The organism is Lentimicrobium sp. S6, from assembly GCF_013166635.1.
GTDB lineage: Bacteria > Bacteroidota > Bacteroidia > Bacteroidales > UBA12170 > UBA12170.
In genome coordinates, this window is the sequence record NZ_JABKBZ010000001.1 from 115,795 (window position 1) to 129,103 (window position 13,309).

General features: G+C 35.4%; 8 protein-coding genes. 6 read left to right on the forward strand and 2 right to left on the reverse strand.

Annotated features, from left to right (window positions below; all coding sequences use genetic code 11):
- Positions 1 to 143 precede the first annotated feature (143 nt).
- The 6 genes from HNS40_RS00535 to HNS40_RS00560 all read left to right on the forward strand — a co-directional run bounded on the left by HNS40_RS00535 (position 144) and on the right by HNS40_RS00560 (position 8,789).
- Positions 144 to 2,105, forward strand: a complete 1,962-nt coding sequence (locus tag HNS40_RS00535) for a tetratricopeptide repeat-containing sensor histidine kinase (RefSeq protein WP_172276116.1) — start codon at positions 144 to 146, stop codon at positions 2,103 to 2,105.
- 736 nt (positions 2,106 to 2,841) lie between these two features.
- Positions 2,842 to 3,318, forward strand: coding sequence for a T9SS type A sorting domain-containing protein (locus HNS40_RS00540; protein ID WP_172276118.1), 477 nt, complete (start codon positions 2,842 to 2,844; stop codon positions 3,316 to 3,318).
- Entirely contained in the window at positions 3,315 to 5,573 is a 2,259-nt protein-coding gene (locus tag HNS40_RS00545) for a carbohydrate-binding domain-containing protein (protein ID WP_172276120.1), read from the forward strand. Before HNS40_RS00540 ends, HNS40_RS00545 begins: the two co-directional genes overlap by 4 nt.
- A gap of 111 nt (positions 5,574 to 5,684) precedes the next feature.
- Positions 5,685 to 6,941: a nitrate/nitrite transporter gene (locus HNS40_RS00550; protein WP_172276122.1), complete on the forward strand. Its 1,257-nt coding sequence runs from the start codon at positions 5,685 to 5,687 to the stop codon at positions 6,939 to 6,941.
- Positions 6,942 to 7,374: 433 nt separating this feature from the next.
- Positions 7,375 to 7,947 (forward strand): Crp/Fnr family transcriptional regulator, encoded by a 573-nt coding sequence (locus HNS40_RS00555; RefSeq protein ID WP_172276124.1) that lies wholly within the window; start codon positions 7,375 to 7,377, stop codon positions 7,945 to 7,947.
- An 86-nt stretch (positions 7,948 to 8,033) separates the two neighbouring features.
- Complete coding sequence (locus HNS40_RS00560; protein ID WP_172276126.1) at positions 8,034 to 8,789, forward strand: acyl-CoA desaturase; 756 nt, start codon at positions 8,034 to 8,036, stop codon at positions 8,787 to 8,789.
- 331 nt (positions 8,790 to 9,120) lie between these two features.
- Here the strand turns inward: HNS40_RS00560 and HNS40_RS00565 are convergent, their stop codons facing one another.
- Complete coding sequence (locus HNS40_RS00565; RefSeq protein WP_172276128.1) at positions 9,121 to 9,324, reverse strand: hypothetical protein; 204 nt, start codon at positions 9,322 to 9,324, stop codon at positions 9,121 to 9,123.
- Between the two features lie 13 nt (positions 9,325 to 9,337).
- Entirely contained in the window at positions 9,338 to 13,120 is a 3,783-nt protein-coding gene (locus tag HNS40_RS00570) for a T9SS type A sorting domain-containing protein (protein ID WP_172276130.1), read from the reverse strand.
- Between the last annotated feature and the right edge of the window lie 189 nt (positions 13,121 to 13,309).

Below are 13,309 nucleotides of genomic sequence, written 5' to 3' on the forward strand. Positions count from 1 at the left end.
ACTATTACAAAACATTAACAACAATAAATTTAATGAATAGGGCTGCAAAAAACCAAAGGAAAAATAACAACAACTTGAAAAATTAAAAATTATTCGTAACTTAGTATTTATTGATCACTTAATCAATGATATAACGCTCAAAAATGAAAATCAAGCACTTAAGTATTTTAATTGTTCTTATATTATCATGTGCAATATCTTTTGCTCAAGATAAGAAACTACAATCTGCAGATTTTCCATCAGCAGTAAATGCTTCATCATATATTGATGAATTGGGAGATCAGTGTTGGAAACTTAGAGATCGCTATAGTGATTCCGCTCTACAACTTGGATTACAAGCTCTTGAGTTAGCAGAACAATATCAATACCCAGATAAGCAAGCAAAAATCTCTAACTTTGTTGGAGTCGTATATTTACACTATTTATACAATTACCGAGAAGCCCTACCTTATTTTCAAAATGCCATGAGAATTAGTATCCTATTCAAGGATTCTATTCAAATAGCCTATTCCTACAATAATTTAGGCGATGTATTTCTGTTAAATGGTAACCTTCCTTTGGCTTTAAAATATGGTGAACTATCTTATAATATATTCAAAGGATTAAAAAAAGAAGATGGCATTGCTTTTTCATTAATCAATCTTGCAGAGGTACATCGAGCTCAAAAAAATTATAGTTTGTCTTTAGAATATTTCAACCAAGCTGTAGAAATTAGAAAATCTATCAACTCTGCCAATAGAATGGGCTTTGTAGCTTTTAATAGAGCAAGGACATTAGAGGAGTCTGGTGATTTAGAATCAGCTAAAAACTTTTATCAGCAATCATTGGAATATAGTTATGACTCTGACGATTTTAGATATGTTTCTTGGAGTTTAAATGGCTTGGCCAATGTATATTATAAATTGGCCGATTATCGTCAGGCTCTTGATTATTATACCAAAGCTCTTCAATGGAATATGGAAAGCAATCATGAATTTGCTTATTTAGATAATTATATTGGTATTGCTCTGGTATCTGCTCACCTAGGTCGTAAAGAAGAGGGGCTCAAGTTTTTAGATAAATCCATAAAAATAGCTAAGAAGTTAGGTGTTAATACTCAAATTATAGATTCCTATAACTCTGCATTAGAATTTTATAAAATACTTGGAGATTATAAGAATATAAAAAAGAGTTCCGATTTATTCCTCCATCAATATGATTCCATTTTAAGTGCTCAACAATTTGAAATTGTGAATGAACTGGAACAAAACTTCATGATTCAGCAAGAATTATTTCAATCGGAACAACAGCTTGAATATGATGAAAAAGAAAAGAAAGCATTACTCATTACCATTATAATTATGGTTCTCATTATTTTAGTCATCCTTTATCAATACCGAATCAATAAAAAGATAAATCAGAAGCTAAAAGAAATGAATCAAACTAAAGATAAGCTCTTTTCAGTGATTTCCCATGACTTAAAAAACCCCTTTAATACCCTTATCGGTTTTAGTGATATCCTGGTCTCCTCTATTGAAGAAAAAGATTATAGCGAAGCTCACATTCATGCTGCATTAATCCATAAAGCCTCTCTTGAAGGCTATAAGCAATTAACTACTTTATTAAATTGGTCCTTATCACAAAGTGGAAAGATTCATTATAGACCTGAAAATATAAAACTATCCGAACTGCTTCATGAATTAGAAGAATTATATCTCCCAAAAACTACAAAATACAAAGTTCAGTTGGAGGTAAAAAATGAAATAGAAGAGCCAGTGACATTAGACCCCAATATCGTCAAAATAATTCTAGAAAACCTTTTAACCAATGCCTTTAAATATACTCCCGAAGGAGGAAACATCACTATTTCAACCAATAAAGAAAAATATCATCTAATCATTAAAATCACTGATTCAGGAACTGGTATGATACCAGGGGTTTTAAAGGCCTTACAAACAAATGACAGATCAATTAAAAGTAAAACCGGTTTGAGAAAAGAGAGAGGAACGGGCTTAGGCTTAAGTATTGTTAATGACCTTATCGAGATTCATCATGGTAAATTAAAAGTAGAAAGTAAAGACGGAGCAGGAACATGCTTTACATTGAAATTTCCTTTAGCTCGATAATTATCCTAAGTTTACTCTTTTCATGATCCCCTTTCGCCTCTCCTTATAAAAGTATACTTTAATGCAAGCTGCCGATCTGCTTGATTTAGAGCAAACTTACAATTACTTTCAAGATTTAATATTGACATCTATTATAAAAAAGGTTACTAATCAGTCAAGTGTCAATTTACTGTAGTCGCCCATAATAAATGATTTTTTTGTTTTGCCCCTTCCCCGTGGGGAGCCAAAAAAATCAGATTTTAGTTTCAAAAATCAAATTAGAATAGAATATCAAATTTTTCAATCTAATCATTTTGCTGAATCTTTTCCCTGACTCCCCTTGGGCCGGAACGATGCTGTCCGCTACGATGAATGTAGCGATAATGATAGCATCGTCATTAACCGAAGCGTCAGCTGTTGGGGAAATCAGGGAAAATTAAACTATAGTAATTCTTACTGATTAGTAACTAAAAAAGAAAACCTATGTACTAATTCCACTAACCGAAGCGAAGCAAACTCACTGAATTAGTTTTCACAGTTTTATTTTTAGACAAGGGTCAGCTTTTCTAGCCATTGTCTGAAATTCGCCTTAATTTGTGATAATCCGCGGACTAAATAAAAGTATGTATTTGTCCTATCAGCTTCGTTGATAAAATTGAGCTTTTCAAGGTCAAAACCATACTTTTCGTAGATTTCTTTCTGTGATTATCTGCCTAATATATACTTTTGAAAACTATTTTTTACTAAAAAAAACTTAATGAAAACCAAAACCATTTTTATAAGCCTATTTTTGAGCTTATTCTTTTTACATTCTTTTGGGCAACAAATCATTATTGAAACCAATAGTGAACAAACTATAACAGAGCATATAGCTTCAATAGATCATATAAGTTTTCCTAAGAATAACTTTGTTATCAGTAGGCTAGATCAATCGTCCAGATCTTTAAACCTAATATCTATTAAGAAATTATATTTCGACACAACAACTGCTGTGAACAGCATCAATGAACTCACTAATACATTGGAAATTTATCCAAATCCGGCAAGTGATTTTATCCAAATATTAAATGCTCCATTGGATAAAACTATATTTAGTATTTATTCATTACATGGAATAGAGGTTTTACAATCAAGCTTAAATTCCTCTTCAGATATCATTGATATTTCAAGTTTAGTTACTGGGGTTTACTTTCTTCGTATTTCCAATCAAACCTATAAATTCATTAAATTATGAGAAGACTATTTATAATCAGCTTATTAGCCCTACTCAATTTTAATTTATGGGCTCAAAATACCATGACCGTTCATACTGAGAATTATAATGATGAATACTTGATATCAGATACCGATAGCATGTATTTTAATGAAGATTCTGATGTTATTTATTTTCAACTCATTAATGATTTAGTTTCTTACTATACCGATGACATTGACAGTGTGAGTTTCGACATCAGTACCGACAACACCATATTTATTAGCTACGATCAACAATCGGTGAATATTATAAACCCAATGGAGGATTTAGGAGTAAATATTGAAGTAAATGGAGCAGATGTTACGGTAACTACCGAAGCCGATACCAAAGATATCAACTATGTTCTTTCTGGAAATACGGAGGAGGGCATGTTTAAAATATATTCCGATAAACGATTCAATTTACTGTTAAATGGAGTAGATATTTATAATTCTGATTGGCCAGCCATCAATATTCAAAGTGAAAAAAAATGTAGACTCAATTTGGTTTATGGAAGCACAAATATTTTGACCGATGGAACAGATTATGCTGCAGCCGCTGTAAATGCCAATAATGAAGAGGAGGATCAAAAAGCAACTTTATTTAGTGAAGGGGATTTAGAGTTTATTGGCGGAGGAAGTTTAACAGTCAATAGTTTGGGTTCCGATCAACATGCCATTCGAAGCGATGATGAACTCATCATCAGTGAAGGAAATATACTTATTAATTCAGCAGCCAAAGATGGATTGCATGGAAAAAATGGTTTCTTTATGTCTGGAGGAGATGTAAGTATTGAAGCTGTAGGGGGCGATGGTATAGATGCCGGAAATGATATTCTCAAAATGCTAGCTGGTGTTTTAGATATTACCAGCACTCAAAACGATGTGAAAGCCATGAAATCGGATACGAGCATGTATCTCTTAGGTGGTAGCATTCATCTCAATATACAAGGAGATCAATCTAAAGGCATATCTTCCGATTATGAATTAATCATTGATAATATGGAAATCAATATTGAAACTTCTGGAGATGCTGTCTTAGAACCTTCAGGTTCAGGATATGATGCTTCGTATTGCACAGCTATTGATGGTGGAACAGAAATCAGTATTTCTAATGCACTCATCGAAATAGAGTCGAATGGTGAGGCTGGTAGAGGATTCTCATGTGATGGAAATATGCTTATTGAAAACGCTGATATCCTCATCACTAATACTGGTGATGGTGACCTTTATACCAATGAAGATGGTGACGATGATGCCTATCATGGAACTTGTTTTAATGTAGATGGGGATATGGAAATTCTTAGTGGGAACATAGAGCTTTCTAATTCTGGCGATGGAGGAAAAGGCATTTCTATAGATGGTAACCTAAACATCGGAGATGATACTAATATTCCTAATGTAAATGTGACCACTACTGGCAGTAGTATCGTCATTCAACAAGGTGGCGGAGGAGGAGGCCCTGGTGGAGGAAGCGGAGATTATGATGAAGCTAAGGCCATCACTTGCGATAGCGAAGTAACCATCAATAACGGTGAAATCATTATTGAATCTGCCGATGACGGTATAAAAGCCGATGAAGCCATCACCATTGAAAATGGAAACCTGCAAGTATTAGGATCTGTAGAAGCATTAGAAGCTCCATATATTACAGTAAATAATGGCAATTTGGAATTGCATAGTGAAGACGATGGTTTTAATGCCACCTTTGGTGATGGTGGTGAAGGAAATGATGGTAGTTTACTACAAATCAATGGAGGTTATACCATGATAAATGCTATTGGCGGAGACGCTGTGGATAGCAATGGTGATTTTGAAATCAATGGAGGAGAATTAATAGTACATGGCCCTCAATCTGCTCCAGAAGTAGGCATGGATGTGAATGGTGATAAACTAATTGATGGTGGTTTTTTAATCATCTCAGGAACCAGTTCGAATATGACAGAAGGAGCCAGTAGCAGCTCAAATCAAAATTCTCTACTATTGAGAACCACTCAAGCCCTTAGTGCAAATACCCTAATCCACATAGAAGACAACGAAGGAAATCAAATAGTCACATTTGCTCCACTAAGAAGCTATTACTCTATTATTTTTTCATCTTCAAATTTGCAAAATGGGATAAGTTATAATGTATATACCGGTGGTACTTGCACTGGTGACGAAGAAAATGGTTTGTATCAAGGAGGAACTTTTTCTGGCGGTAGTTTAGAAACAAGTTTTACCATAAGTCAGACTGTTACCACGGTTTGGTTTTAAATCCCCAAAGCTATTTGATTTAAACAGGAGCTGTCTAAAAGTTTAGACAGACCCTGTTTCAAATAAAACAAAATCAATATATTTGAAAGCATAAAAACCTAAACGATAGCAATGAAGCAAAAAAGACCGCCATGGTATTATCTCGTTTTACTCATTTTAGCTGGTGAATCTGTTTTTGTAGTTCCTTTTATCATCGTTAGAGTATTCCGACCTGCAGTGCTAGAAGTCTTTGATTTAAGCAACCTAGAACTCGGCTATTGCTTTTCTATCCTAGGTATAATTTCATTCTTTTCCTACTTCTTTGGTGGGCCTCTTGCCGATAAATACCCTCCTAGAAAATTAATTGCCATTGCACTTTGGTTAACGGCATTTGGAGGAGTCTATTATTATCAAATCCCGGGATATACTGGATTAACAGTGCTGTATGCATATTGGGGATTTACCACTATTTTCTTGTTTTGGGCTCCCATGATTAAAGCAGCACGAGTATGGGGAGGTTCCACCTCACAAGGAAAAGCATTTGGCTTTTTAGATGGTGGTAGAGGACTAGTAGGTGCTTTATTTGGTGCGCTGGGCTTACTTATTTTTTCTTTGCTTCTGGGTGATAATATTCAAATGTCAGATGCTGAAGAAACAAGAAAAGCGCTAAAACAAGTCATCCTATACTCTTCTATTATTGTAGCTGTGGTGGGTGTTTTTGTATGGTTTTTCATGAAACTCGATCGTCAAATAGAAAAGGAAATAAGTATAGAGAAAATCCAAATCTCCCAAATCAAAGAAGTTTTACGTTTGCCTTCAGTTTGGTTATTGATGATGATTATTCTATGTGCTTATGTGGGTTATAAAGTGACCGATATTATTTCTCTCTATGCACAAGATGTCATGCTTTACGACCATGTGAAATCAGCACAAATAGGAACTTTCTTGCTTTTTATGCGCATGATCATTGGAGTTTTAGTTGGTCTTTTGTCAGATAGAATGGAAAGCACTTTTCTTGTTATCATCAGCTTTGGACTTACTCTTCTTGCCTCTTTAGCAATTGCCATGGGATTCATTACAGCATCGGTAAGCTTACTCTTTATTCTCTCCATATTGGTATTATCAACAGGGGTATATGCAGCTCGATCCTTATATTTTGCCCTTATGGAAAAGGGAAATATCCCCGTCATTCTCACAGGAACTGCTGTAGGCCTTATTTCTTTAGTTGGATATGCTCCAGATATATTTATTGGTCCTATTATGGGGCATTTGCTCGATAGTTCACCCGGTTTAAGAGGCCATCAACATGTATTTTGGATGTTAGTAGTATTTTCTTTGTTGGGTGGATTTGCTGCTTTTTTTTATTATCGGAAGTATGGTAGAAAATGAATGATAAAAGTAGGGAATGATTGAATGAAGGAAAGAGCAAAAATTCTATCATTAAAGCATTGTATCAACTGTAGAAGAAAATGAGAGAAGGATTGAATGTGAGAAGGCGAAAACTATCCTATCATTGAAACATAATCACATTTGTTGAAGAAAATGTAAGGGAATGAATGATAAAAGGAGGGGATGATTGAAGAAATAGAAAGAGTCAGTTAAACTGAACATATTTCTTTGGGCACTTTGTGAAACCCATTGGCTCCTTTGTGGTATAGCTATTTCACAAAGAAGAGAAAAATTCAATGAACAAAAGGAGTCAATCATTAATTCATTGTATCATTAAAGCATTCTATCATTAAAGTATTAAGCCATTTGAACTCATGGAGTATTGAACTGAACAAAATATCTTTATTTTTGTATCAACCCAAAGTCATAAAACATGCACAGATTAAGAACATACATAGAACAGATAGCCAAAGTTTCCGATGAAGATTGGAACTTATTCTCTTCCTGTTTGTTTCAGCAGGATTATGCAAAACGACAATTGATTTTAGAGGCTGGAAAAGTAGAAAACCATATCTCCTTTATTGAGGAGGGCATAGTAAGAGTATTTATCCCGAAAGAAGATCCAGAGAAGGAAATCACCTTTGGTTTTAGTTTTAAATATGAGTTTATTAGTGCCTACGATTCCTTTCTGAGTAGAGAACCGTCACAATATCAGTTAGAAGCACTCAGTAAGTGTAGGGTGTGGAGTATCTCCTATGAAGATTTGCAGAGAGTCTACAAGAAGACAAAGATTGGTAATCTCATCGGTAGGCTCACTGCCGAAAGGTTATTTCTGATTAAATCGAATAGAGAACAATCTCTACTGAATGAATCCGCTGAGGAGAGGTATCTGAATCTATTTCATCAGCGGCCAGAGCTTTTTGAAAGTATTCCCTTGAAATATATTGCTTCCTATATTGGAATTACTCCCCAGGCTTTGAGTCGTATTCGTAAGAAATCACTTTAGTTTTTTTCCTTTGTATTCCTGAACCTAGGTTCATTGTTATTCATAACAATTCATCACATCTTTGCAAGAACAATTAATCTATAAAAATGGCTATTTTATTGTTCTTCATTGTATTATGGTATGGAGGATTGTTTTTCCAAACCTTTTTTCTGCATCGCTATGCGGCCCATCAAACCTTTATAATGTCGAGGAGGGCAGAGAAGGTGAGCTTTGTGCTGACTTGGATATTCCAAGGTTCCAGTTACTTGAGTGCTTATGGCTATGGAATTATGCACCGAATGCACCATGCCTATGCCGATACAGAGAAAGATCCACACTCTCCTAAATACGATAAAAGCCTTATGAAGATGATGTTGCGAACTAAGGATAATTACCAAGACATCAACAGGAAAGATGTTTATGTGGAAGATCAATTTCTAAAGAATGTACCACAGTGGAAATCCTTTGACCATTTTGCCAGTTCTATGTTGTCTAGAGTTTTGTGGGGAACTTTATATTTCCTGTTCTTCTTGTTTTTCGCTACGGCTTGGTGGCAATGGTTACTCCTCCCACTCGCCTTCCTCATGGCACCTATTCACGGTGCTATTATCAATTGGTTTGCTCATATTTATGGCTATGTAAATTTTAAGGTGAATGATACTTCAAAAAACCTCCTCCCTTTAGATTTTTTAATGATGGGAGAATCTTATCATAATAACCACCACAGATATAGCGGAAGATCCAATTTTGGTGGAGTAAGATGGCATGAAATAGATCCCACCTATATGATTATGAAAATGCTTCATTCCTTTAAACTCATTAAACTGAAGGAATTTAAGGGTGAAGTTGTAAGAGATATTTAGTATTTCCTTTTTCCATTCGAAGCCATTATTCAGATAAAAAAAGCCCTCTGAAGAGGACTTATATAAAAACTAAAATTGAGTTTAAAACCTGAATTCTATCATTATTAATACTTATGATAAGCCTGCTCCAAGGAGATATTAATTAAAATCAACCTTTATAGGGGGCTATATCAGATGATTTTAATAGCTATCTCAATGAATGAGTAAGGTTTTGATCACTTGAGCTTATATTTCCTTACCATGATATCAAATTTCTTGAGATCATATTTCAAAGGAGCTGTGGGTTATATGAGCTCTTAATCTATAAATTAGGCTTATATTAATATCAAAATCAGGATTTAAGCTGATAAGTTTTTCTAGCACCATATGCTGCTGCTAAAGCCATAAATACTAAGGTTCCACCACCAATGGGAGCACCTCCTCCTGGCAAAGGGCCGCCATCACCACTACCCGAACCATTTGGATCTGGTGGGTCGGCCATTAAACCTAAACCTAAGAAAACAAACAGAACTACTAATTGAAATTTGCGTATCATAATTTTATTTTTTCTACTGATGAATAAGGATTTTTCTTCTCACTGATTTTTTGTCGGATATCAATTGAAACACATAGCTTCCATGGCTTAAAGATCCTGATGAAATACTTTGCAGACTTTCTGGACTCATTTTTTGGCTCAACACCACTTGTCCGGCCATATTGTAAATGAGAACACTATGGAAATACTCCTCCGAATTATTATTGAAATAGATTTGATTTTGGGAGTGATAAATATTGAGGTCTAATTCTTCCATTTCTTCTACACTGGTAATATCTTTAAAATGCAGAACAAATCTATCATTCTCTGATTCAGTTTCATAATAGAAGGAAAAGCTTGTTTCGTTTCCGAGACTGATAAACTCCTTGTTCTTTTTATCTTCTAAGGTGACATGAACAAACTCACTAAAGCTATTTTGCATATCGAAGAACAATTCATATTCTCCAGCCTCCTCTATTTTTAATCCTAAGGAAACCAAATCAGTTTCTTTAATAGAGTTTAAAGTTTGAATGGCTTGATTTCCTCCATTTTGATTTTTAATAAAAACCTGTGGCAGGCTATTTCTTCCAAATAGTTTTCGAGCATCAAAAGCTTCATCAAAACCATTACTGGCTCCTTCTATAAACCTGATTATGGCTTCGTCGCTTTCATTGCCATTTATCAAATGAATTCGCATTTGATTTTCTATTTCCTCTTCTGATTTTAGAAATGTGGCTTCATTCACTTTTCTGATGTCATTATTATCAATCTGAAGAGATGGACTCACGCCTGTGGCCTCCACAAAAAATCCTTGCATGGCGGGAATGTATCGAGTTCCACCGTTCACCCCTGCCCCATTTACATAACTGGTATAGCTTCCTGTTTGAGGATTCCATATATAAATAGCATTGGCCAAATTGGTTTTAGTCCAGTTGGCATCGTCCCAATCAATGGTAGATGGAAATGGATTTCCAACTAAATTATAAGCATCACCATCATCGCTTAAAGAAATACTAAGCGGAGCAGATTGAGCCGTATTCAACTCCCCAGTGAACTCTATCTTCTGTCCACTAAAGCCTGAGGGAAGTTTAGCAGAATAGCCTTGCATGGTATTTAAGTCCTGGCTAAGACTGGTAAAAGGAACCCATAATTCTTGAGCGGTATTATAGGCATTCAAGTAAACTCCAGCAAAGAATTCTGCTGTAGCATTTTTAATGGGGCTTGCTATATAATGCCAATCTTCTTTTGAAGGAATATAAGTTTCAACAATGATATTGGCATCTGCTTTGGAGTTATACTCCACTGGACCATTGTCAATAAAACATGCCGAACCTGTGGCATCTGATCGTAATATTAGGTTAGCTCCAATGCTGGTGCTACCATTTACCGTAATACATCGGCCTGCACTAATAGCCACTTGTCCGGCTCCAGCACCAATAATAAAGTCGCCATCTACTTCTACATCAAAATCAAATACAGGACTACCAGAAGAGATACTAATTTCATGAATGACACCATCTCCTCCTACCATATCTTCATTGATCTGAGCATCTCCACCTATCCACATATCAGCATCTTCCTGTAAAATGACCTCAAATCCATTCACATCAAAAGAAGCAGTAAATAAAGCATATAAATCTTCTATTTCTAAGTTGGCTTGTAAAATGGTTGGGGCAGTTCTACTCACCCAAAACGAGTTTAATAAACTTAAATCTGCAGGAATATATAGTTCATCATCATCTTTACCATTATCCTCGATCACTAAACTACATTCTCCACCATTAGCATGGGGAAATAGCCTACCTTCCTCTTCTATAATTGGATTGTAAAGCGTTAACTGGCAACTTCCACTAAAACCTAAATATACATCACCATCTAATAAACTCAATTGTCCGTTAATGGTGATATAGGAGTCTAAGTAAACCTTTTCATTTCCTGGGATATCGATACTCAAATTATTTAATTGAGAAACATTTGTAGGCATAAAAAAGCTACTCACTCTTTCACCAAATAAATGCAAACTAGAACTCTGACTAAAGATTATTTTTCTTTGGCTTCCATTGATTCGTTCACCGAGGCTTAGAATATTGCTTCCAACATTTAGTTTTTTAATGTTGTCATGATAAAACATACCACCAATAGTAACATCACCTTGCATATCAGAGTTTTCTCCACAATCGTAATGAAAAGTTCCTAAATAGGTTCCGGCAGCAATATCTTGTTGCCCACTTCCATCGAATAGTGAATTCCCTCCAATAGTTAAATGCAAAATATCATCATTTATCAATTGTCCATGATTATTTAAATCTCCTAGAGCACTCAAATAACCCGTTCCGATGGTTAAGCTGGCACCTGCTTCTATGCTTAAATTTCTGGCTAAAGCAGTGGCTATATTTATCTCAGGATAATTGGGAACTGCTTGAGGAATGTGCACATCTGTCAAGCTATTTGGAATATTATTGTCGAACCAGTTAAGAGGATCGAACCAATCGGAAGATACTACTCCTATCCAATTTCCATCGAAAACATCATTGGCCATAGAATAAAAATATGCTGTTCCATCATTAGGAGTATTTCGATCTGTTTTCCAAGCTCCAATAACCACATTATCTAAACTTAAACCTACTGCAAATCCAAATTCATCGCCAATGGCCATATCACTGGCCTGAACCTCTGCTTCATCCATAGCATTATTATAATCATAGAAATATACTTTCCCTTTTGAAGCATCGAAACCTTTTGCACCAACAGCAATCATTTCATCATTCATGTCGATATCAAACCCAAAATAATCGCCTTCACTAGCATCTAATGCAAAGGTATAAACAGCATCATTCCAAATTCCTGCATCATTTTCAAAAATGGCTATCTTGCCCGAATGGTTACCATTTACATTGGAGAAGGGTGCGCCAGCTGCAATTTTTCCATCATAAATGGCAACAGAATGTCCCATATCTGAATAATTCTCAGTAGCTGCTTCTATTAACATTTCACCTTCCCAATCTAGGCCATTAAACTCATAAGCATAAACGGCACCATATTCTGTTCCTCCTTCTACTCCTCTATTTGGTGCCCCAATTGCTATAGTTGTTCCATCAATATCCACATCATATCCAAAATTGTCGCCAGAACCAATGCTATTTGCTTGTTCAGAACCCCATCCATTATCGGCTATCAGCTTGGAATGTAATTCCCAAGCTCCTCCATTGTTTTTATAAGTATAGGCAGCACCAATATTGTTTCTATCATCCACTTCACCATTAATGGGATGTTCTTCGGTTGGGTCTCCAACAACAGCCCAATTATCGGATATAGAAACCGACCAACCAAAGCTGTTTAAAACTGCAATTTCTGGAGCTAAAGCAGCTACTTTTATCCATAGCTCATCATTTGAATCATACTCGTAGATAAAAGCCATTCCATCTGGGCCAATATTACCTTGCATATCAGAATCATAGGCATAAGCTCCAACTATAATATGATCTTCGTAAATATCCACATCACAACCATAAAACAAGCCGATTGGAGAGGCCGGGTTGTTATCATAGGCGAAATAGCTGGGCTCATCGATATCTTGAAAGTGAGACCAGTTTCCATTATTGGCTTTTCTATAAATGGAAACCCTCCCCGCATTGGTATAGTCATGTCCTTGGAATTCACCCGTTTGATGCATATTACCCACCACTGCCCAATTACCATGGCTTGCTACTGCATTGGCATATTGGTGCGTACCATCAAAGCTAAACTCATCAATTTGGGAGAAAGAAGAGATGGCTGCCAATAGGATTAAGATTAGAAATAGTAATTTTAGTTTCATTATTTTGGTTTTTAAGATTATTGGTGCCAAAAGTAAGTGGACTAGAATGCGATTAAAAGTCATAAAAAGTATTCGGTGGACTAGAATGATTATTCGGTAAACAACTGAATATGAGTATGGATAAATAAATAGAGTACTCATTTTAGAAATCTGTATTATTTCAAAATTCTTTAGAAAGTAGCAAACGGT

Excerpts from the sequence above, each read along its gene's own strand:
- HNS40_RS00560 (WP_172276126.1), top strand. The coding sequence starts at position 8,034 with ATGGCTATTTTATTGTTCTTCATTGTATTATGGTATGGAGGATTGTTT.
- HNS40_RS00570 (WP_172276130.1), bottom strand. The coding sequence starts at position 13,120 with ATGAAACTAAAATTACTATTTCTAATCTTAATCCTATTGGCAGCCATC.
- HNS40_RS00535 (WP_172276116.1), top strand. The coding sequence starts at position 144 with ATGAAAATCAAGCACTTAAGTATTTTAATTGTTCTTATATTATCATGT.
- HNS40_RS00565 (WP_172276128.1), bottom strand. The coding sequence starts at position 9,324 with ATGATACGCAAATTTCAATTAGTAGTTCTGTTTGTTTTCTTAGGTTTA.
- HNS40_RS00550 (WP_172276122.1), top strand. The coding sequence starts at position 5,685 with ATGAAGCAAAAAAGACCGCCATGGTATTATCTCGTTTTACTCATTTTA.
- HNS40_RS00540 (WP_172276118.1), top strand. The coding sequence starts at position 2,842 with ATGAAAACCAAAACCATTTTTATAAGCCTATTTTTGAGCTTATTCTTT.
- HNS40_RS00545 (WP_172276120.1), top strand. The coding sequence starts at position 3,315 with ATGAGAAGACTATTTATAATCAGCTTATTAGCCCTACTCAATTTTAAT.
- HNS40_RS00555 (WP_172276124.1), top strand. The coding sequence starts at position 7,375 with ATGCACAGATTAAGAACATACATAGAACAGATAGCCAAAGTTTCCGAT.